This is a genomic window from Niastella soli, from assembly GCF_017742245.1.
Classification (GTDB): Bacteria; Bacteroidota; Bacteroidia; order Chitinophagales; family Chitinophagaceae; genus Niastella; species Niastella soli.
Genome location: NZ_JAGHKO010000011.1, coordinates 578,072 through 603,371 on the forward strand (window position 1 = coordinate 578,072; position 25,300 = coordinate 603,371).

A 25,300-nucleotide genomic window follows, 5' to 3' on the forward strand; every position below is an offset into this window, starting at 1 on the left:
CACCTCCTTTGCCCGATTGAATATTATCATCCCGAATATTGATACATGGTGCATACAAATTGAACGATTATGCAAACGTTTTTTTGTAGGGTAACCTCATATGGCTGGCCAAATTATCTTATGTTAGAAAGTTAATATATAGCCGAAGGTTTGCGACTAAGGTTTTTTTAGTTGTTTTTTACAAAAGACGTATAATTGTTACCGAAAGTTTAATAATTCATGCTATGAGAATAGGTTTTTTTTTAATTCTTTTATCAATTGTGCTGGGAGAGGTCTCCCTGGCACAGAGTAAGGCAGATAGCCTTTACCAGATGAAAAACTATTCAGCGGCTGGCTATTATTATCTGCAATCGGCACAGCATGCAGAGTTTAAAACGCTGCGATCGGGAGGTTATTACAACGCCGCTTGTTGTTATGCGCTCACCGGGAAAACTGATAGTGCTATGTTGCTGCTTCGCCTGGCCATTGCTGCCGGATATAAGAATGGCATACAGATGAAGGGGGACAATGACCTCAGCTCACTACATAGCTTACCTGAATGGTCGCAAATGGTCACCCGCCTCGAAAAGATAAGCTTAGGTACCCATAATCCCCAAAAGGCCAGGCTTATTACAAAGGATGTTGTTAACTTCTGGAAAGCTTACGATCTCGCTCAATCAGACACGGCTCACCGTGCCGATATTTATCGTCAATATTACCTTGATAAGGGGACAGATGGATTGCAGGACTATTTCGCCCTCAAAGTAAAAAGTATTAAACGATTTGTTGCCGCACACGACAAGAAACGGGAACTCTACGCTGCCATCCGGAATAATACAGCTATGGTGGAAAGCTTGAAACCAGTAATGGTCAACAGTTTTGTAAAGCTATATGAATATTATCCGGCGGCATATTTTCCGGATGTCTACTTCGTCATTGGATCATTCACCTCTGGCGGTACAGCCAGTGACAACGGGTTGCTGATCGGTCTTGACCAGGCTGTACGCTCAGCCAATATACCATTGGGGGAACTGACTTTGTGGGAACGCAATAATTTTGAGGAGTTAAACAAACTACCAAATACGGTCGCCCATGAATTGATCCACTTCAACCAAAATGGCATGAAAAGGGACACAACGCTGTTGTGTGCTGCTCTGGTGGAAGGCATGGCAGACTTCATTGGAGAATTGATCTCAGGCCATACTGCCAATGAGCGGCTGCATACCTGGGCAAAAGGCCGGGAAAAAAAGATCTGGGAAGACTTTGAAAAAGAAATGTTTTTGAACAAGGCTGATAACTGGATTGCCAATGCCGGGCAGGAGACAGCCGACAAGCCAGCCGATCTGGGCTATTGGGTAGGATACCAGATCTGCAAGGCCTATTATAATAAAAGCCCCGACAAAAAAGCGGCGATCAGGGATATGCTTAACATGCAGGATAGTAAAGAATTTTATGAGAAAAGTGGGGTGAGTTTTAACGATACGGGAAACCCGAACCTGTAAATATTTGATACGGTCTTTAACAAGCGCCTTCAAGTCCGTCTTGAAGGCGCTTGTTATTTCTAAGCCTGCAGTTACAGCGGTCATATTTTAACCTTACTTAATATTACCTTTCGGATACCTACTTTGCTGACCGACTTCTTTTTCGGCCAGTTCATTTTCATTTCAGCATCAGCCTAAAGATTGAACGCCATTTCATAGGGGTTAATTAAACGCCACGTTAAAAATAGATACTTTTCTAAGTAAGCATTACTCCCATCATTGTAGAATTATATTTAGTTTTTCACGCAATGTGAATTAATTAACTCATATGAATAAGTGCTAATGTGCCGAATGTTCATATCTTTGCGTCCTTGAAATACCTTTAGTAAGGATTTTTACTATTGCCAGTAACGTATTACTACATCCGACTGAATTTTTTCCGCTTGTCATTTTGAATATATTAAGACCCTGAACCCTTAAACAGAAACCGGTGCGAACCCTTCTTGCCGTATCAGTATTTTATTGTTGTTCCCTTTCCTTAGCCAAGGCTTCCGGCATTTCCGGTTCAGACAGGCGTGACCGTAATAATACTAAAAATGCACCATTATTTGTTTGTAGTACTGATACCATGCCTCGCATGCAAGCGCAACCGGGCGTAATTAAAATACCGGTGCGGGGCAAGCTGCATGATGTTTTCTTTTATGCAATTCCCGCCGATGAATTCCCCGAGGAAAAAGAAGTACTTAAAAAAAAGACGCTTTCCCCTGAGAATAAACGCCCGCAGTTGTTAAAAGTGACTGGTAATATATTATATGATGTAAACTATCGTTCCCGAATAGATACGCCTTATAATGAGAATGACGTGTATCAGCATACCGTTCAAACAAGGCTTGATCTGCTGTACAAAGAAAAATATCCCTTCCGGATGTACGTGACTACCCGGTTCAGCAATTCTTCCCTGTTCCGGAAATACACCGATCTTAATTTTCAGTTCAGCCAGGTGGACTTTAAACGAAAATTAAAGCAACAGGTGTTTGATGCAGTTCAGTCGCACCTGTTATCGCAGAATAATTTGTGCGATTCGCTCAAACGTTTACTGGAGGTTAAAAAACTGGCGATTTCTTCCATACATATGGACTTGCAAAAGCCCAATCTTATTCAAAAGATCGTGGAAGAAAGGGAGAGGCAGTTACTGGAAGCCAGAATGCTATTGAAACAATCTTCCATCCCTGGCCGCGAGGAGATAACAGACAGCCTGAAATTATTATTCAAAAAGAAAGAAAGCGACAGTACCAATAGTGATAATAAGTATAACAGATATAAGGATAGCCTGGAAGCAAAAAAGCAACAATTAGACAGCCTGATCGCAGAATACCATGCTCTCGAAGCTGCCTTTGCCCGGGTTAAATCGGCTGAACAAACAAACCTTGCAAATCTAAAGAAACAAATTGACGGCGCAAAAGACGCCCAGGCGCTGGAGGAGCAATTGCACCAGCTAAAGGTGCCTGATACTGTTTTACCTAAAGGGTATAAAACGCTTTACAGCATTCAGTCTTTAAGTATAGGCCGAAGCATTGCCGATTATTCAGAGCTCTCTGTAAAGAACGTGAGCATTACCGGTCTCCAGGTCGAATACAACCCGCATTATTATTATGCAGTGGCAGCGGGAAAGGTAGATTATCGTTTCAGGGATTATATAGTGCCTAACCATTCGCGTTCCAATCAATACCTGGCGCTGGCCAGGTTCGGTAAGGGAACAAAGAATGGCAGCCATCTCATCTTTACATATTATACCGGTAAAAGACAATTTTTTAATGCGGCTATTGCCTCGCAACCCACGGGCGGCATTCCATCGTATAATCTGGCCGGTATTTCCATCGAAGGGATTTATGCGCTAAATAAAAATATTTCCGTCATTGGTGAAGTGGCCAAGTCAACCATGCCTTATTACAGCCTCGATAGTATGCAAAGCAAAGGCTGGATGAATGCCGTTACCCGGTTCAGTGAAAGAAGCAATGAGGCGTATTCAGTAAAGTTACTTTCCCAGTTCCCCAAAACACTTACCCGCTTTAGCGGTAACCTGCGTTACACGGGAGCGAATTTTCAATCCTTCAGTACTTATACCAGCGGTGCTTCCCAGTTAAAGTGGAATGTACAACTAGAGCAGTCGCTGTTAAAAAAGCAGTTGACGCTTATTTCTTCCTTGCAGCAGAATGATTATAACAACCCATTTGCTACTACATCATATAAAAGCTCTTCGCTGTTGGCTAGTTTTCAGGCAAATCTCAGAATAAAGAAATGGCCGATACTATCCATTGGATATTATCCTTCGTATCAGCTTATTAAAACCGGTGATGATGCCTATTCCGAAAGCAGGTATTACACCCTTACCGGCAGTGCAGGTTATTATTTTAATATCAGAGATGCGCAGTTTAGTTCATATGTCGTATTCAGCAGATTCTTCAATTCAGCAAATGACTCGGGTTATATTTATTATAATTCAAAAAACATTTTGTTAAGCCAGAGCATAGCCTGGGACAGGTTTTCGGTAATGGGGAGTGCTTCGCTCAGCAATGGCACTGATTACAATATGTATACGATCGAGAATACATGCCAGGTTGCGATCAATAAGATCGTTTCCGTTGGTGGCGGTGGTAAAATGATACAATACAGCTTAAATCCCCAAACACAATGGGGCTATAACGCGAACCTTACTTTGAAAATACCCCGGCTCGGCGATATTCAATTAATGACTGATGAAGGGTATCTGCCGGCCGTAAACAAACAATTGGTGAAAAACAGAACAGGTCGGCTGACCTATTATAAAATTTTTTAAAAAGCCCCTATGTACAGGCGATCATTATATGGAATGTTATTGGTGCTGCTGGCAGTTGCCGGCAATGCACAGGTATCAATATCGGTGCAGGAGCCGCCGGCAGGTATTGTGCAAAAGAGACAGTTATGGAATCTGGCATTGATCAATTCGGCTAACGAGCCTTTTGATGTGATAGTTGGGCTTACATTGATCGACCTGTCTGATAACCAGCCGGCCCTAAGCGCTTTTACCGGTTTCATTACGCTTAATAAAGGCGTGAAGCAATTGAAAGTGGCAGACATAGAGCCGATAGATTACGAATATGTTTCTCCCGCGTTCAGCAGATTGAATGATGCGTTGTTGCCTGTAGGCAATTACCAGGCCTGTTATACTGTATACACCGTTTTTAAAGAAGAAAGAAGGGTACTGACTGAAAGTTGCATCATGCTTGATGTACAGCCTTTAAGTCCGCCACAACTGACCATGCCCGTCGATTCGGCAATAATTCAAAATCCCTGGCCGCAATTCAGCTGGTTGCCACCGGCGCCCGTTACGCTTTTTAATGATCTGAATTATGACCTGTTGATAACAGAGGTGCGGCCCGATCAGTCAGCCGGGGCAGCTATTCAGGAGAATTTACCTATTTATAATGCGCGTCGACTGACAACTATGGTAAACAACTATCCTTCCTCCAACAAAACGCTTGATACCGGTAAGGTATATGCCTGGCGGGTGATTGCGAAGAATGGCGAAACCTTTGCAGCTCAAAGTGAGGTATGGACGTTCAGCATATCGCAGAACACAACGAAAGCATTAACACCTGGCAATGGTATGTACCTGGACCTAAGGAATTCGAATGCATATACGGGTATTGCTGTTATTCCTGATAATGTTTTGGGTGTCCGGTATTATTCTTACGACAAGAGCCATGAAGCCGTGGTAAAATTCCTGAATGAAAAGAGAGAAGTGGTAAAGGAGATAGAAAAGACGATTGGATATGGGAACAACTATCTTGAGTTCAAACTCGGCCATTCATTCAAAAAAGATAATACTTATTCAATAGAGCTTACCGACCTGAATATGATCCGTTACCGGGCAACTTTCAGAATATCAAAATAATCTATAAACTCGTTTTTCGTAGCAATATGATCTTACAGTTAGCCAGTCGTCACTGCAAAAAAATTGCGGGATTCTACCTTTTTGTTTTTTATTTATCCATTGTGCTGCCGGTAGGGGCGCGGAGCATGCCTGTTAGCAGAACAAATTTTTATGGTGGATCCGGATCTGTGCCTAAGAATAATAATATTCCCAAGGCCCGGCATAAGGCAGTTATACCTGCATCTAAAGTATTAAATGCAGGTGTAGTAAATAAAAAATCAGGTCATGAAGTTGGTGCCGCATTTATTGGTGGTCCCAGTCAGCCGGAGATGTCATCGTTTAAATCGGTAAATGCCGACAATCTGGTGAATTTATTTACCGGTGATTTTAGCTATAATATTCCGCTGCTCGATGTTGGCGGTTATCCGATTAACATCTATTACAACGGTGGTATCTCTCCTGAGCAGGAAGCAAGTTGGGTTGGGTTGGGTTGGAATATAAACCCTGGTAACATTAACCGCAATATGCGTGGCATACCGGATGATTTTAATGGAGAGGAAAAGTTGACCGTTGAACAAAGAATGAAACCTAATAGAACCTGGGGGGCAAATATTGGCGGTGATGCTGAATGGCTTGGAATTAAGTTGCCAGTAATAGTTGAAGTAGGAGCGGAATTCAATAACCATCTCGGCCCCTCGCTGAGTGCAGGGGTAAGGGGTAGTACGACCTTATTTAGCGTTAGTAAGTTTGGTGGCGGCGAAAAGTTTGCAGCCGCAGCAGCAGGTGCAAAAGCTAATTGGGGCATTGATGTAAATAGCCGGGCAGGCGCTTCTTTCTCTGGTGGTGTATCATTAGGGGCTGCTGCTATGTTGAATTTTAATACGCTTTATGCTAGTGCAGGCGTTTCAACCTCATACAACTCCCGGTCGGGTATAAAGGCATTGAACATCCACGAACAGGTATTTTTTAACCAAACGCAGGGTGAGCTGGTAGATGAATCGTTTAAAACGAATGGCGTAGGCGGGGTGAATTATACTACCATCACTTTTGCCAAACCTTCCTATCTGCCAATTATCCGGATGCCGATTACCAATACGGCATGGTCGGTCCGGGCACAAGTTGGAACTGGCGCCTACGGTGCGGCTGCAGATATTGAAACAGAAGTGTATGGGCAAAAATCTGAAGTGGTGAAAGCCGACTATAAACAGGAAAAGCCTATGGTCGGTTATCTCTATTACCAAAATGCAGAGAACCATCCTGAAGACATAATGGATTTCACCCGTTATAATGACCGGGAAGTAACACCCAAAACGCCCATTATTTCAGTACCCCAATATACATATGATGTATTTGCAATTCAGGGAGAAGGCACCGGTGGCAACATCAGGGCATTTCGTTCTGATCTTGGTTATGTAAGAGATAACTTAACTACTTCAAAAGATAAAAATACCAGCGGCGGGGGTGACGTAGATCTGCCTGGGCACTTTGGTGCAAACTTGCAGATAATTAATACCCCATCAACAACAGGGGAATGGAAGAATGGAAATAAACTACGGGGTGTTACCGGGTTTACAAAGCCCAAATCAACTTTTGGTGCTGCTTACTTCCGTAATCCCGGCGAAGCTACCGTATCGGCGCTGGGCCGCTATGACAAACTGGGCGGAACAAGATTGGTGCGTTATGTATTGGGTGGAACCGTGCAGGCACCTACCATTGAGCCCGAGCTGCAATTTTTTGGAGACGATAGCCGCCCGGTAAAAGGCACTGGCGCTCCCAGCTCTGTTAAACTGACGAACCCTAATGGTGATTATACACCACGCACCAGCCGTTCACAGGTCATTAGCTTTTTGTCTGCTGAAGAAGCTTCTGTAATTGGATTAGATAAAGACATCAAGAGTTATGATAACGTGAGCTTTCTAGAAAATGCTACAAACAAATTGCTGTATTATCCCATCAAAAGGGTAGACGTTGATAGTAAAGATCGTAAGAAGCATCACATCTCACAGATAAATGTAACTGAACGCGATGGGAAAAGATATGTATATGGCATTCCTGTTTATAATACCATACAACAAGACCTTACATTCTCTGTTGATAATACCAATTCCGAAAGTCCAGACCAGGTTACAATAGACAATGAATGGGCCACAACTAATTCGGGATTGCTTGATAAGGAAACCATAGATGGTTACCTGCAAATTACCACTACGCCGGCTTACGCCCATTCCTTTTTATTATCGGGGATCTTGTCTCCTGATTATGTAGATATTACAAACGACGGGATTACCGAAGACGATCTGGGAACTGCCGTTAAATTCAATTACTCAAAGATCAAAGATGGAAGTGACTCCTTATATAAATGGCGCACGCCACATACAAAGGAGTCCACAGGTAATTTTAATGCAGGAAACCGCTCCGAGAAGAAAGACGATAAAGCTATGATCTCTTACGGTGAACGGGAATCGTGGTATTTGCAGTCTGTTGAATCCAAGAATATGATCGCCTTGTTTTTTGTAAAAAAAAGGGACGATGGTAAAGGGGCCAACAATGTATATGGAGGTGTAAGCGATACCAAAATGTTAAAGGCGCTGGATAAGATCTCGTTGTACAGCAAGGCTGATCTGTTAAAAAATGGATTGAACAAAGCCAAACCCATCAAAACAGTACACTTTGATTATACCTATGAGCTTTGCAAGAAGACACCTGATAATAATTCCGGTCTGGCCGAGGACGGTAAGCTTACGTTAAAGAGCATCTATTTCACATTTAATGGAAAGGAAAATAAAAAAGTAAAAAGCAGATACAGCTTTACCTATGGGGATAATCCCAAATATGCCGTTTCATCGGCTGACAGGTGGGGTACCTATAAGCCGGAAGACCAGAACCCGGGCGGATTAAAAAACAGGGATTACCCTTATAGTGTTCAGGACAAAAACACCATGGGCAATAATGCCAGCGCCTGGTCGCTGAAAGCAATAACATTGCCATCAGGCGGACAAATTGAAGTTAATTACGAAAGTGATGATTATGCCTGGGTGCAGAATAAAAGAGCCGCAGTGATGATGAATGTGGCTGGTTTTGGCAGTAATTCAGATTTCAGCACAGCCACTGACAAGTTATATCCTTCTCCTAAGGAGGATAATTATTACGTGTTTATACGAGTACCGGAAGCTTGTGATAAACCGGGCGATATAAAAATGTACCTGGAGGGGATGACGCAACTGGCATTCAAGATCTGGGTTGGAATGCCTAAAGGTGCAGAATATATTCCCTGCTATGCAAATTTTGGAGAAGAGGAAAATGTAGACTATGGCGTGGATGTCAAGGATCATCATATTATATGGGTAAAAATGCAACCGTTGGGTGAAAAGAGTCCATTGTCAATAACCACATTGGAATATTTGCGGCAACAGTTGCCTGGCCAGGCATTCGATGGATATGATGTCTCGGGGGAACCTACATTAAAGCAGCTGCTTCATATGTTTGAGGCCATTAGGAAGAACCTCGGCGGTGATGCCTTTAGAGACCCGGTGCGTTCCTTTCGTAAAGATTATAAAGCACAGATCACTGATCTGTCGAAATGCTTTGTAAGGCTGAATGCCCCGAAAGGGTATAAGTATGGCGGCGGGTACAGGGTTAAATCTGTAGTGCTGCGTGACAACTGGAATACAATGACCGGGCAGTATACAGCCTCCTACGGACAACAATACAATTATGAAACCACGGAAGTTTTCAATGAAAAAATACGTACTATTAGCAGTGGTGTAGCCTCTTATGAACCTTCTATTGGCGGCGAAGAAAACCCCTGGCAATCTATAGTAAATGTGGAAGATGATCTGCCGCTGGGGCCTACTTCCTACGGTGCAGTAGAAATGCCGGTGCTCGATGCATTTTTTCCTGCGCCGGTTGTAGGTTATAGTAAAGTGACCGTCACGTCAATTCATGCGGGTACAACCGCGCCCAAAAAGTCAAGATCGGGTATTGGCCGGCAGGTCACTGAATTTTATACAGCAAAAGACTATCCTGTTTCTTGTAAGTATACGTCATTTGATGAAGACGGGATGATGGAATTTCACCAGAACTCCAACAAAACATTCTTGAAAAAATACGGATATGACTACAAAGCGCAATCGCAGGGATTTTTGGTTGCCACGAATGATATGCATGGGAAAATGAGATCGCAAACATCCTATGCTGAAACTGATCCGGAGAGTAAAATACATTATACAGAGAACTTTTACCGGAATACGGGTGTGAGCGAGCTAAACGAAGTATTTTCATTCATAGACAACTATAATAACACTGTTTTTTCCGGCAATATGGGGATCGACATAGAGTTGATGACCGATGCGCGGGAGTTCAGCGTAAAAAGCACCAGCCGGGACCATCAGGGGAACGTTGATATATTTTATATCCTGGGAATCCCTGTTCCTATTCCCACCTACTGGCAGATCAATGGAATAAGTGAGAATATTTACCGGGCTGTGACCGCTACAAAAGTTATCAGTTATCATGCCGTTCTCGACCGGGTAGTGGTAATAGATAAGGGTAGCGAGGTAGAAACACAAAATATGGCCTATGATGCAGAAACCGGCCAGGTGTTGGTTACGCGCACTAATAACGAATATAACATGCCAGTTTATAACACCAGGTATCCTGCATACTGGGCTTATAGTGGCATGGGGCCAGCTAACAGGAATATAGATGCTACTTATGCTAATAAGGATTTTCTTAACGGGAGAATTAACGATCCGAACATTCCATTTGAAAGCGGAGATGAGTTATATATTATTGAGCCGGGTAATCCGGCAACTTGTCCCGAAGCTTCTGCTGAGAGTATAAAGTTGATCTGGGCTTACGATAAGAACAGGGCAGACAGCTCTATCACCAGTGTTGTTCCGGATCTTGTTTTTTTGGATGCCAATGGACTCTTGTATAACCGTACGGGTGTTTCATTCCGTATTGTCCGCAGTGGTCATCGAAATATGCTGGAACAATCTATAGCCGCTATTACCAGTATGGATAATCCTTTAGATTCAGGGACCCTGTCATTTGCGAACGCAACAAAAGTAATTAATGCGTCTGCTGTAGAGTATAAGGAAAAATGGCAAACAGAGAATGACCAGTTTAAACGATACAAAGAAGAATTAGATGAGTATCAATGTACATACCGGTTTTATGAAGACCCGGCCGGGGTCCTTATTAAAAATATCAACCCATATTGTAAGGGGCTGTTGGGGAATTTTCATCCCTGGCGAAGCATGGTTTTTTACGATGGCAGAAAAGAGGACAATTTTAATGTCAAAACCAACATTGCCGAAAATGGATTTTTGAAAAACTTCAAGCCTTACTGGATTAAAAAAACAGGGTACATGTGGCCCGATGTTCAAAATAAACAGTGGGTATGGAACAGCAAACTGAACAGGGTAAATACAAAAGGTCTGGAACTGGAGACCGTGGACCCACTGGGTATTTATACGTCGGCCCAATATGGGTATAATAAGACGACGCCTGTGGCTATGGCAAATAATTCCAGATTCTCTGAAATGTTTGCTGAAGGTTTTGAAGACTACGGTTATGAAGAGTCTCTTGGTACGATCCAGTATAATAACCAGGCAAAAAGACATATCGATCTTAATGGCTTGTCAAATTCGAGGATCATTGACCGGGATGCGGCGGCCGTTTCACCCCACTCAGGAAAATTTATGATGGAGGTGTATGGTGGTAGCACCGTGGTAAAGCAGGTCAACTTACAGGCAGCCGTTGTTGAGGATTTTTTACTTCCGTTTGGAAAGGCTGTTCGAAAACAGGTTGGGGAAAGAGGAGCAACCTATTCGATCGTCTCGCGGTATCCTGATGATATATTCAATAGCTCTAATATTGCCATCATCGGTGAGACTGGCATGGCGCTGGAAGTCAACCCTTATTCGCCTGGTCAGAATCCTGAATCATATTCATATCAATTAGAATTAAGCCAGTATGTTGATATTACAGAACATAGCAAGTATCGTTTTACAACTACTTCAAGGCGTATTTATCCTGCCGAGGGCCCAGGGATCGGTCCTAATGGCCTTGCCACAGTTAGTGGGGTTACTTTTTATTCAGTTACCAGTGGCGATATCATTTCACCCGCTCTGGAAAATTCGACAGAGAGCACCGATTTTTTACGGAAGGATTTTATTGTTTGTTTGCCGAAAGGGATCTATCAGATTGTTTGTAGTTTAAATGCTGATCCTTCAGATTATGGGCTGTATTCGAGAGTGCTTCCCCGTGATTATTATACATTTCAGTTTTTATATGACATGCCGGGTTACAAATCGATCAGCCCACAAAATGTATGTGAGTATGATACCCCAATACCTGCCAGTGAAGATATGTATCATACAATCTTTACGGTACCACGTAATAAGAAAATGATATTAAGTGCATGGGTGCACGAAAAGTGCGGCGACCCAGCCAATGGCATTCCCTGCAAGGAGTATACTTATAACCACAGCCAGGTTCAGGTTACATTTCCCAATTATCCTGCGCAAAATGTAATAATGAATCCAGCTGGTCCTATCATCGATGGCTGGCAACGGATCGAAGGCGAATTCAACACACCTGGCGGCAATGGAATGGAGCTTCGTTTTGTAAACAGCAGTGGCCAATCGGTCTATTTCGATGACATCCGGATCCATCCCTATAATGCCAATATGAAAAGTTATGTCTACGACCCCGTGAACCTTCGGCTTACAGCAGAGCTCGACCCGAACAACTATGCTACTTTTTATGAGTATGACGAAGAAGGCACCCTTATACGAAAGAAAGTGGAAACAAAAGAGGGCATTAAAACCATCACCGAAACCAGGAGTGCATTACAGTCATCGGTTAAGTAATAAAGAATTATAAAAGTATGAACCGGAATATAACCATAAAAATAGTGGCTGTGTTATTGCTTGTAACTGTTACAGCAAAAGCACAACAAAATAAACGAGGCAAAAATGATGCTTTCCAGGAGTTGGTCAGACTGGGTAAATGGAACACGGTGTGGCCTGTTCAAATAAACCTCCATATTGCCCATTATGTTACGCCAACGGTGTTGGAAAGTGATAGCGCAGATACTGATATGGCCCTGTATTATGATCCGCATGCGTTCTATATGCAGGCTGAAGGGATGGAACAGATCATCAATGATACCGTTTTGATAATGGTCGATAACACCGCCCAAATAATAAGGGTGTTTCCTGATAAGGGTTTGCTGTCTTATAGCAGAGGAAATGAGCTCGCCTTGTTTATGCCCGATACTTCTATGGAAAGGCTTTCGCAAAAATTTACGGCCACCATGCAGGAAGAAGGGAATTCAGGCAAGCGGATCGTTTTGAAAAGCCGCGACCGGATCTCCGGAACTGATCTTGAAAAGGAAGTAATCGATGTGGTTTACAACGCCGGCAATTATCAACCACTTCGGTATAAACAACTCAAAAGAAGTGTGGTGCCGGTTGATTCTGCAAGTTATAGCGCGATGGAAAAAGAGGCGGGCTGGAAAGGACGTCTTTTCACTATGGATGTCAAAGGCAGTCAACTGTTTTTTGTAGTAAAAGAACAGGTTATAGCATGCAATTTTACCAGCATTAACTATGCGCAAAAAGCGTCGCCTGTGCAGGAGCAGAACAGGGTGATAAGAACAGCTGATGGTGAATACCAACCAGTAAAAGGTTATGAGCTTTACAATATAAGCCAGGAATAACGCAGGTATAACCGAAAAGTAATAATAAAATTTAGAACTCATTAGAGAAGCGGAAATAATCAATGAAGAATTTTATGCCATCGTTATATAAACTTCTATCCGTACGAAAACATATAATCCTGTACCCTGTGTTGGCGGTTATGATGTTTTTGAACATGAAAGCAAGTGCGCAGTGGGCGATCAATGGACAAATAGATATTAAGCCAGGAAGTAAATATATATATACCGTAACCTATAATGGCTCCAGCAATCATCCGTACTGTGGGGAGTATCATTATGAAATTCGAGGCGGGTTTTATGACGATCGTACTTATTTGACCAACTACGATGGCAATATTGACTGTTCGGGCGGTAATAATTCCTTTACTTCTATTGACATCACCTGGCTGAGTAAAACGGGGGAAATACTTTTGTATGATGCAAGCTGGAATTTGTTGACATCGCTTCCTGTAAGTCAGGTGGGTTATGAATTGACGGGGCAGGCAAATGTTACTCCGGGGGTTTCTTATAAATACTCACTATCATATAATGGCCCTGGCAATACGACTTATTGCGGGAATTATAGTTATTATATTGTAGGAGGGTATTTTACAAACCATCCGGGAAGTAGTTTATTTAAGGGGAATATTCCTTGTTCTTCACTTTCTGCAATGGATATTGATGTTACCTGGACCAGTAACTCCGGATACCTTTATTGGTATAATGCTAACTCTGATAAGAGTGCTGTATTTTATGCAAACAACTATGCAGCACCACTTGACGCAGGTACATTGAGTCCCTATGAGGCTTTTTCGTACATAGGAGATCAAGCGCCATTGATTATGGGAAGTGAAGCAGTAGGCGGAGGCGGACCTGATTGTTATTATTATTTTTGGGAATACTCTTATGATGATGTCAATTGGCAGTGGTGGGATGGTGGGTATGGTTCAACCTTCCAGAATTGGAACGTAGGTGCATTATATCAGAACATGTATTTAAGGCGTGGTGTGCAGGATTGTGAAAATAATATAGTATATACACCATCAGTTCCATTCTATGTGTATGATCACGTAAGATCTGTAACCCTTAGTCCGGCGACACAGGCTATAACTGCAGGAACTGCTGCTGCCCAGCTTAGGTGTACAACTGATGGAGGGTTTCCATGGCCTGATTATTATTGGCAAAGCTCTACTGATAATGTTAACTGGACGGATATAAACAATCCTTATGGTACTGTTGAGTTTTATGATCCTGGGCTGGTGAATTCAAAAATGTATTACCGGGCTATTATGGTTAATAACGCTGATCGAATGATCAGCAATGTTGCTGTCGTGGATGTATGCCCTGCTTTGCCTTCTATAACCGGAAGTACAATCTGTGTAAAGGGTTCTACCTTGAAACTTAATAACAGTTTGCCCGGAGGCAATTGGGAAAGCAGTAATCCTGCGGTTGCCAAAGTTGATGGTCAGGGGGTGGTTACCGGAGTTGCAGAGGGAACGGCTACCATCTCTTATACTATTACAAATGCGTGTGGGACATCCCGAACTCAATTAGGAGTTAATATTGTCGCTGTTGAACCCTGGATGGCTATCCTCGGCAAGGGTATTGACGATATCCCTAATACAAGTATTATCCCGTTGTTAAAGAACGGCAGCCCGGTAGAAACCCAATACGATTACACTGGCGACCAGTCGTTAGCACACACCATTAAAAATGTGCTGGCGTTGCAGGTGCTTGAAGAAACGAATAATTTTATCCCTGGCGATTTTACTGCCAGTGTTGATCTGCAAATAGAGTATGGCCATTCTTCGTCCAGCGTTTGTCAGCCGCCGCAGCAGTTACATCTCTCCGTTAATTATACAAAAGACACCGGCGCGAAATATGATGCATTGAACTATTTTATGTTTGAAAATGCGGAATTTACCCGCGTTACCGTAACGAATGTACAGGCGCCCACAACGGTAAATGGTGTAGCCTTCGATACCAAACAGGTGTTGCAATTGACCAATACCCTGGCTGCTACCCGTTATTATCAGCTCGCAGACAATAAAAAACCGGATCTCAATATTGTTGTACCTGCACCTGGCGCTTTGCTCGATGCCCTGGAGGTTACCTGGACGGTACCGGCCAATACGGGTAACAATGGTATACAACTGGAATGGGCCTGGCTGGAACAAGGTGTGGAGGATGAATACAAAAACAGCAGTAATGTTGTTGACCCTGAGCTGCTCTTTAAAGCAGGGGCCACCCGTATCGATCTGGCGGAAGGCGCCGCAGGTGGAAGCTACAAGGTGCCATTGTTGTACGAAGGCGAGGGCACTTTGTATATGCGCGCGCGAGCGGTAAATGTGTTGCCATCCGGCAGTCGAAGCGACGGTCCCTGGAGCGATGCAAAAACATTTTCTTACGGCGGGCATGAAAAGGACCTGAACTGGCAGGTAACAACTTCCTATGCCGAAGAAGGAAAACGCAAATCCGTTATCCAGTATTTTGATGGTACGTTGCGGCCTCGCCAAACGGTGACAAAAGATAACACTACCAGTCAAACTGTAGTGGCGGAAACCATGTATGATATGGAAGGCCGCCCTGCTGTGCAGGTATTACCTGTGCCAGGTATAAATAATATTATAGCATACACAAAAAATCTGAACAAGTTTAATAACCAGCCAGATAATACCAATCCGGCTGATTATTTTGATTTTACTACTTCCACTCCTTTTTACGCTACCACCCCAATGGATGACACCAAAGAGGGGGCGGCCAAGTATTACAGTGATAAGAACCTGAACCTTACCGCAATTGATCAAAACATTCCGGCCGCCAATGGATATCCGTATTCTGTTACCCGCTATATGCCCGATGGAACAGGCCGGGTGATGCGGCAAAGCGCGCCCGGCGATGCGCATAAAATGGGCAGCGGTCATGAGACATTATATTTTTATAGTACGCCGGAACAGGATGAACTGGACGCCCTGTTTGGAACAGAAGTTGGCTACAAAAGCCATTACTTCAAGAACATGGTACAGGATGCCAACGGTCAGATGAATGTGAGTTATCTGGATATGCAAGGGCGGACCATCGCCACTGCTCTGGCCGGGGAATCGACGCAGCAAGCATTGTCCAGCAATGTTAATAACCCCTTTGAAGAAAATACCCGGAACCTGTTATCGAAAGAAACCAATTTGTTGAAGGGTAACAGCATTGAATTGGTCAAAAGTATGCTGGTACCCACCAGTACCAATTACAAGTTTGCCTATAAGCTTAATAAGCAAACGATAACGCTGCCTATCTGTGTTGGAGGTACAGTCACGTACGATTGCAAGTTCGATTGGGAGATCGCTATTGTTGATGAAACCGGCGAACGCTCTTCGTATGGGAAAAGTTTTACCGCGGTCACCGATATCGATTGGAGCGATACCTATAAGCTGCCAGTAGGCTCGTGGAATGTTCGTAAAACGTTAACGATCAACCAGGCCTGGTTACAAAGTTTGCTGGCGGAGTACGGTGCAGATGGGAAAGGGGTGTGTAGTACATTGGAGCAATTAATAAGCACCATTTCTAAAGATGATAAAGACAATTCTGACTGCAGCGCGGAGCCTGTTGAGCTCACCAGCAGCGAGTGTATAGCTAAATTAGGTGACTTTGAGACCTACAAAAAGAATTATGCAGCGTCTATTGATGTTGCGGCAATCGACCTTACTCCCGCGCAAATAAGCGACATCAAAACTCAATATGATGAAGCGGTTGCATTTTGTACATCCCTTGATCCGGAAATATCGAATACACTGGTAAGTATCAGAAAGCAAATGCTGGCCGATATGGTGCCTTTCACGGGACAATACGCTGATCCGGAAAGGTCAGGATATATATATGATAGGTACAATATTCTGGCACAGAGCGGTGGTTTATCTCAGCAACCATACTATAGATATCCGCAGAATGAATCGCCCGCAGATAATAACTATTATAATGACTATGGTAGTGTTGATGCATCGATCTCTGCTGCTGATTTAAAGAAAATGACACAGGACGATTTTGAGCAGTCGTTCAAGAGTTCGTGGGCTGGTGCATTGCTGAAACATCATCCGGAATACAATAAACTAATATTCGCAGAAAACAAGCTGCGCGATGCGTATGATTTTATCGATAAGCTGCAGTTTAATACAATTGCACGTGATCCCATTCCTGATGATCCGTTCTTTAAGATGGCCGGACAGGCCGACAAAGGGAATATTGTTGCCAACTACATCTATCCGAAAACAAGTGGTTACCGCTTGTGGCAATTGGCCTATGGGGATGCATTTGGTTGTAAAACCCTTATGGACCCTTATCAAAAGAACGCCTGCTATTCCGGTATGCCCACGGAGTTTAGAGGCACGGGAAGTAATGTGTATAACGGGGTTGCTAACGTTACTTTAACCGCTGCTATTCAATCGCAGGCGTGGACTGTATATAAAGGTCTTTATTTACAGGTTCGCAACGAAATGGTAAATGACTACATCAACGCAGAAGGCAGAGGCGATGAAAATGAGATACTCATTAATGAGAATTATAGACTTTACTTTCCTCGAAATTTGTCCGAAGCTGCGCGAAGCAATGCAAAAGCATCGATCACCGACGAGTGGAAAGGGATGATTCCCGACGCGGACGGGAATTTCCCCAATATTGACTTTGCAGGAGCAGCTGCTTCATACGGGCATCCCTGCGATACTTATATCAATGCCTGGCGGCAGACCTTGCTCAAATGTCCGCAGCTTGCAGATAATCCTGAAAAGGAAGCTATTCTCAGTACCATCACCACCAGAATGCTGGAAGTGTGCCGCAACGGTACCGATGGGGCTAACCCATATGGCGCTGCGTCAGTGGCTCCTGCCTATAGTGGCAATGCCAATACAAGTTTTGAACAGGTGATCCTCGATGTGTTCCATGAGAAAGGTATTACTGTCAACGAATATTGCCATCCCTATGGAATTGAACTGCCGAATCTCCATGGCATGAATCCGCCTGTTGCGAAACAGCTCATAAGTACCGTAGAACCGTGTACCTGTACTCAATGGAATAAGTTATTGCAGGAGATCTCTGCAGCAAATCCTTCAGCCAGTTCGCTAAATGTAATTAATGACTATTTAACGTCTACAAATCGCGAAACTATCACTCCTGAACTATATGCAGGTTTATTAAAATGCGGACAGTCATTTCAGCTTTGTCCGCCCAATACAGATCCCGGCCCATGTGAGATATGCCGCCCGGATGCTTCTATCCCTTTGCCGGGTTGTGTAACCATTACGTCAATACCTTTGTTATCTCCACAACCGTTGCCGGCTTTCCTGGTGTGCGGGTTTGACAAGGACATACCTAAATGTTATAACTGTGATGTATTCGTTGCACTGCAAGCTTCCTTTAAAACCCTCTTTGGTAAAGACCCTGTTATGACAGGCTCAGTGCCCGATGATATGGTGGTTTGGAATAACCTGTTTGCGAAATATGTGAATTATAAAACGGGGCTTCAGCATGACTGGGTATATTATTCAGACGAATTCAATGCAAAAAAATGCCCCATAGGTGGTATCATCAGTGGAGAAACTAACGGCAATCTGTTGATATGCAGGGACGATAAACCGTTGAATGATGCTACTGTTGACAATCCGCCTGGGCCTTGTGATGGCGTCACCAGCGGTTCAAAATTAAAGGCAAAGATCCTGTATGAGTACCTCAGGCAGCAAGCAATAGATGGTTTCCGTGCTGCTTACCTGGAAAAATGCCTGGCAGCTACCGAAACTTTTACTGTCAATTATCAACCGAAAGAATACCATTACACACTATATTACTATGACCGTGCAGGCAATCTGGTAAAAACAATTCCGCCTAAAGGTGTGCAGCCCAATTACACCAAAAGCTTCCTGGATGGCGTTATGGCAGAGCGGGAGAAAATGAAGAACGGGTTGTCTTACACGGAAAGAACGCCAGACCATATCCTTGATACGAGGTATATCTACAACAGTCTGGATAAGGTAGTTTTGGAAAAAACACCGGATGCTGGCATTAGTCAGTTCTGGTACGACCAGCTAGGCAGACCGGCGGCTGCCCAGAATGCCAAACAGGCACTGGCTGGAAATGTTTACAATTATACGAAGTACGATGATTTTGGCCGAATTGTGCAGACATCGCAGTTAACAAGTCCGACCCTGTTGACCGACGCGACTTCAAAAAATAAAGGAGCGTTAGATATCTGGTATAACAATAATAGTGCATACAGCTCGCAGAAGCAAGTTGTTCAAACAGTCTATGACCAGGGTTATAAGGTATTAGACAACTACGTGCTTAACCAGGAAAATCTGCGGAACCGGGTTGCTTATACTCGGGTATGGAATAACATAGGCGATCCATATTGTGCGTCTGCCACTTATTACACCTATGATGTGCATGGTAATGTAGATGCGCTTGTTCAGGACTTTGGTAATATTGGTGGCGTACCTAATTTCATGAACCAAAACAGTAACCGGTTCAAAAAGATCGTGTATGATTATGATCTTATTTCCGGGAAGGTGAACCAGGTAAATTACCAGCCAGGTGAGTATGATGCCTACTATCATCGGTATCAATATGACGACGAGAACCGGATAACAGATGTATACAGTGGAAGGGATGAGGTTATGTTGAATTATTTCCGGGAAAAAGAAGCGCACTATGATTATTATAAGCATGGACTGCTGGCGAGCACCAAACTGGGGCAGTTGATGGTACAGAAACAGGATTATGCGTATACAGTGAACGGTTGGATAAAAGGGGTGAACCCGGCATTTGGCGGCACCCTGGCCAATGGAATCAATACCACTGAAATAACGCCTGTTACCCAGGATGCCTATGGATTCAGTTTGCATTATTTTGATAATGACTATCATCCTATTGGATATGCGGCCCAAAACAATTCGATACTGAAACAGCTGGGTAGTGGCGCCGTACCTTTGTATAATGGAAATATCGCCGCCATGGCGGTGAATATTCCTAAATTGGGCGCCAGCAACGTTTATAACTATCACTACGACCAGTTGAACCGCATTGTGGCAATGGATGCTTATAGCGGGTTGAATATAGCCACCGGGTCATTTGATCCAAATACTCAATTAAATGACTATAAAGAAAGGATCAGCTATGACCCCAATGGGAATATTCTCTCTTATTTGCGTAATAGCTATGGTACAACGCCTTCGATGGATGATTTGACTTATCATTATACGCTTGGTACCAATAAACTCCATAAAGTAGTTGATCTGGCGCCTGACGCCTCCGCAACGAATTATAGTAAATACAATGACATTAAACAGGGGCAGGTAGACGATAATTATAAGTATGATGTCATTGGTAATCTTACCGAAGACAATGTAGAAGGCATAACTAACATTACCTGGGATAGTTACGGTAAAATGACCAGCTTAACAAAAGCTGGTGTGACCACAACATTTTCGTACGACCCTGCCGGAAACAGGATATTAAAAGTAACCCCATCGGGTTCTACTGCTTATGTGCGGGATAATGATGGAAATGTGCTGAGTGTTTATACAAAAACGAACTCTGGCTCCCTGATCCAAAGTGAGTTGCATTTATACGGCAGCAAACGGTTGGGGATTGTAACAACGCATTCGAAGCAGGATGATTTGATTGTTTTAGATTGCGGCTTTAAAAGTGGCATACAACGTACCTTTACGCGGGGAGAAAAGCTCTTTGAATTAAACAATCATCTTGGCAATGTACTGGTTACTGTGACGGATAAGAGAATTGCCCATCCCCAGGCAGGAGGTACGCTGATTGATCATTATGAAGCGGATATTGTAAACGCCAATGATTATTATCCGTTTGGCATGTTGATGCCAGGCAGGAGGTATATCACCAAAAATAGTAACAACTATCGGTATGGGTTTAATGGCAAGGAGAATGATAATGAGGTAAAAGGAGAGGGTAATCAACAGGATTATGGGATGCGGGTGTATGACCCGAGGATAGGGAAATTTCTTTCTGTTGACCCCTTAACAAAGGATTATCCGTGGTATACTCCGTATCAGTTTGCAGGAAATACTCCAATATGGGCAACAGATTTGGATGGAGCAGAGCCTAATCCAATTAATTTAATTTATGATGCAATACATCGTGACTTTGTACCAAATACTACAAAAAATTTTATTATAACGGCAGCCACGAATGGATTTTTCAAAATGGAATCGAAAGCCAACCCTATAGCTAGGCTTGGAAGGGTTTACGAGGATGCAGTTTTGAGATCAATGGGTGCGACGAAAAACACGAAAGTGTATAAACCAGCTTTAACAAGTCCTCAAGGTGTCATACCTGATGTTGTAGTGAATAGTATATTAAACAGGCTTGATCCATCTAACAATAAAAATACACAGAAAATTATTTTTAAAGATGCAACTTTTACTGATGCAAAATTTAAGGGTACATTACCACTTACTCCAGCTTTTAATCCTGAACAAATAAAGATCATGATAAATATATTATCTGAACAGAAAGGAGGCTGGGTTAATAGTAAATGGGATCCTAACTTGAAGGCTTCAGATTATGGAATGGCTCGATTGCTGATAGTAATGCCCTCGTCTGGTATTTTAGGAGCTGATTTGATAGAATATGCTACGTCTAAAAATGTGAAGCTTTTTCAAAGATTCACGGAGCAGGATAAGGCCGATCCTTCCAGAATTAGAGTTGGTTCATCAATGACGCCAGTTAATACGGTAAAGACTGAACAAAGCATAACTTTGCCTGTAGTTGCACCTGGCCAATCAGTAGAAGTAAATTGGAATACGAAATGATAAATTATAAAAAAATAGTAATTTGCGTTTTGACTTTATTTACATCATGTCAGTTAAAGAACTCTAAGACAATGGAATCTATTGAATTAAATAATGGGCAGAAAATAAACTGTAAATCACTTACAAAAATCGAATATAACAGCCTATTAAAAGATACAGTGGGAGGTATTGTAGAAAGAATTTGGACCCAGTATAATATAGCTGTTCACCAACTTAAAAATGGGCAGGTTGTTGTAGAAGAAAATAGTTACTACACCTTGTATGACAATTTGGAAGACGTTGATAAAGTATTGTTGAACGCCGTAGGGAACTCAAATGGGAGTGAAATTCTGGCGGGTAAAAATATTTATGGTGCAAAATTTCCCGAGGAAGTTCCTGTATTAATTAAACAACTTTGCCAAATTTTAGATATAAATTATACATCGTCAAACGAGCAATTATTAAAAGATATAGATGCGAAGGTTAATAGATTGGCAGATCCTCAACAATTTAGGGAAAGCCATTTAATCCATTTTATTGCATTAATAGGAGATGTAATTATTCGGAAATATAGTGCTGAATGGAAAATGGAGCTGGCTTCAGATGGAACAACTTGGAATCCTTACTTGATAATAAATAACCAGGATGTTCAGTTTTTTGTATATCTATATGAAGATATTTTTATCAATCGGGTTCAGGAAGAGGGCTTATTGTTTGGAATTTACAAAACAGTCGTTGCGATTCGGGAGCATAATCTGTAATCGCGATGTTATATAAAATAGTTATAGGAGGTCAATATGGCCTCCTTTTCTATGTGCGCCAAGCACGGCTATCGGTGAAGTTATGAAGTTGACTTTATATTCTGCTGCTGCTAATCGATCAGGATGCCACAGGACGAATTCCCAATGCCTTATTGATATTTTTAGCAATTGCTGTATGAATTAATACAATCAATTGATAATATGATGAAACGATTGCCTGGTTTACTTTTTACTGTTATTCTTATCCTCCCGCATTTCATGCTCGCACAAAGTGCCAGCGAAAACATCCGAATAAGCAACTTATTCAATTTTGAATGGAAATTTCAGGCTGGTAACATCCCCGATGCGCAAGCTGTGAATTATGATGACAAAGGTTGGCGTAAGTTGGACCTGCCGCACGATTTTCAAATGGAACAACCCTGGGACCAATCTGCCGGTGGCGCGCGTGGTTTCAAAGCTATGAGCGAGGGTTGGTACCGAAAATCATTCCGGGTTGAATCTGGCTGGAAAAGCAAAAAGATCTTACTCGATTTTGAAGGTATTATGCTTACCGGCGAGGTTTGGTTGAATGGTAAAAAGATCGCCGATGCTGACTATGGGTATCTTGGTTTTGAAGCTGATATTTCAAAGCTGGTAAATTTTGAAGGGGAGAACATCGTAGCTGTGCATGCGTCAACCGGTAAGACCGGGAGTTCACGCTGGTACACCGGGGGCGGAATTTTCCGGGATGTGCATTTGATCGTAAAGGACACTATTTCCATTGCCCGACATGGCGTATATATTACGACACCCAGTATCTCGGAACAAAATGCAACCGTGAATGTTCAGGTTGAACTGGAAGGTCTTATAGGTAAAAGGTTACCGGTTGAAATAAATGCCAGGATCTTTTCGCCGGAGGGTAAGCTGGTGGCAGAGACAAAACTACCGGCACCACAAGGTTCAAAGCTTAGAAGGGTAGAGTTGCCGCTTCCCGTACTATCAGTAACAGCACCTCAATTATGGTCATGCGAAACTCCAAATCTTTATAATGCGGAAGTATCATTGATATACAATGGAAAGGTTATAGACCAGGTATCAGAAAAATTTGGTTTTAGAACGCTGGAGTTTTCCAAAGAATCGGGTTTTAAACTCAATGGAAAGAAATTGTTCCTGAAAGGCGTGGCAGATCATCACGACCTTGGCGTTATAGGAGCTGCCGTGTATGATTTTGCAATAGAAAGATTGTTCAAACAACTGAAAGCGTTTGGTTATAACTCTGTTCGTACGTCGCATAATCCTTATTCGGAATCTTTTTTACGTTTGGCCGATAAATACGGAATATTGATCGTGGATGAGCTGACTGATAAATGGAGTGAAGAAAATTACTGGCCCGGCAAAAAGCCCTTCTCGCAATTATGGTATTCCATCATTCCTGAATGGATAAAACGCGACCGCAATCATCCTTCGGTGATCCTGTGGAGTTTGGGTAACGAATTGCAGATGCGGGAAGACCTGGCCGGGTTTGCTACCGGCGACTGGGGCGTTACTACTTATAAAATATTAAATGTGCTGGTGAAACGGTATGATTCAACGCGTAAAACAACGGTGGCCATGTTTCCGGCCCGGGCCAATGCGCTTGGAAAAACTGATCCTGATTTTAATATCAAAGTGTTTGCGCCTGAATTAGCCACCGTTACTGATATAGCATCTTTCAATTACCGGTACCTCGACTATCAAAAATACCTGCGACACGACCCTGACCTCATCATCTACCAGAGCGAAGCTACCACCAATGAACTAACAGCTCCTTTCTTTGGCATGGACCAGGACAGAATGATAGGGCTGGCTTATTGGGGTGCTATTGAATATTGGGGCGAATCGAACGGCTGGCCCAAAAAAGGCTGGAATTATTCCTACTTCAATCATGCCTTGCAGCCTTACCCGCAGGCTTATCTGATCAAATCTGCCTTCAGCAATGAGCCGTTGGTGCATATTGGTGTGGTTGACAGCAAAACCGAAAGCCTTGAATGGAATGACGTAATAGTGGGGCGCATGCCTGTTTCTTCTCACTGGAACCGTACGGAAGGCAGCACGCAAAATGTATTTACCTATACCAACGCAGATGAAGTGGAATTGCTGGTAAATGGAAAATCCATTGGTACGCAAAAGAACAACACCGACAGCATTACCCGCCGTAATATAATTTACTGGAAAAATGTGCCTTATGGCAAAGGGGGTACCATCACGGCTATCGCCCGCATCAATGGGAAGGAAGTGGCTCGTCATGCATTGACGACCACCGGTAAAGCGGTTGCATTGAAAATGGAGACAGAAAATACCGCCTGGAAAGCCGATGGCATGGACCTGCAGTATGTAAAAGTGGTTGCGGTAGACAGCAAAGGCCGTGTTGTGCCAACTGCAGAAGGGGAGGTGGTGTTTACTGTTTCGGGTGCTGCCAAACTGATCGCCGTTGACAATGGCGACCATTCCATCGACCAATTGTTTTCGGGAAACATCATAAAATTGCACAATGGTTTTGTCATGGCTATTTTAAGGGCACAACAAACAGCAGGAGAAGTTACAATAAATGCATCGGTAAAAGCGCTGAAAAAAGCGGAACAAAAGCTGGTGACAAAATAGATAAAACACAGCAGTGAAACTTTTTAATAGAGGTGATGAGT

At 43.0% G+C, this 25,300-nt stretch carries 8 protein-coding genes; all 8 read left to right on the forward strand.

The features are described from left to right. Window positions 1–224: 224 nt before the first annotated feature. The 8 genes from J7I42_RS28275 to J7I42_RS28310 all read left to right on the forward strand — a co-directional run bounded on the left by J7I42_RS28275 (window position 225) and on the right by J7I42_RS28310 (window position 25,259). Entirely contained in the window at window positions 225–1,481 is a 1,257-nt protein-coding gene (locus tag J7I42_RS28275; protein ID WP_209142560.1) for a gliding motility protein GldB-related protein, read from the forward strand. Window positions 1,482–1,950: 469 nt separating this feature from the next. Beyond that, window positions 1,951–4,296 (forward strand): fimbria/pilus outer membrane usher protein, encoded by a 2,346-nt coding sequence (locus tag J7I42_RS28280; RefSeq protein WP_209142562.1) that lies wholly within the window; start codon window positions 1,951–1,953, stop codon window positions 4,294–4,296. A gap of 9 nt (window positions 4,297–4,305) precedes the next feature. Continuing rightward, window positions 4,306–5,394 (forward strand): hypothetical protein, encoded by a 1,089-nt coding sequence (locus J7I42_RS28285; RefSeq protein ID WP_209142564.1) that lies wholly within the window; start codon window positions 4,306–4,308, stop codon window positions 5,392–5,394. Between the two features lie 26 nt (window positions 5,395–5,420). Further along, window positions 5,421–12,251, forward strand: coding sequence for a hypothetical protein (locus tag J7I42_RS28290; RefSeq protein ID WP_209142566.1), 6,831 nt, complete (start codon window positions 5,421–5,423; stop codon window positions 12,249–12,251). A 17-nt stretch (window positions 12,252–12,268) separates the two neighbouring features. Beyond that, a complete protein-coding gene (locus tag J7I42_RS28295; RefSeq protein ID WP_209142568.1) occupies window positions 12,269–13,102 on the forward strand; it encodes a hypothetical protein in 834 nt (277 codons plus the stop codon). Window positions 13,103–13,257: 155 nt separating this feature from the next. Then, the gene (locus J7I42_RS28300; protein WP_209142570.1) at window positions 13,258–21,900 is read left to right on the forward strand and encodes a DUF6443 domain-containing protein; all 8,643 of its coding nucleotides are present in this window, start codon (window positions 13,258–13,260) and stop codon (window positions 21,898–21,900) included. A gap of 71 nt (window positions 21,901–21,971) precedes the next feature. Beyond that, on the forward strand, window positions 21,972–22,640 hold the full coding sequence (locus tag J7I42_RS28305; protein WP_209142572.1) for a hypothetical protein: 669 nt from the start codon (window positions 21,972–21,974) through the stop codon (window positions 22,638–22,640). Between the two features lie 201 nt (window positions 22,641–22,841). Then, window positions 22,842–25,259, forward strand: coding sequence for a glycoside hydrolase family 2 TIM barrel-domain containing protein (locus J7I42_RS28310; protein WP_209142574.1), 2,418 nt, complete (start codon window positions 22,842–22,844; stop codon window positions 25,257–25,259). The last annotated feature ends 41 nt before the right edge of the window (window positions 25,260–25,300 follow it).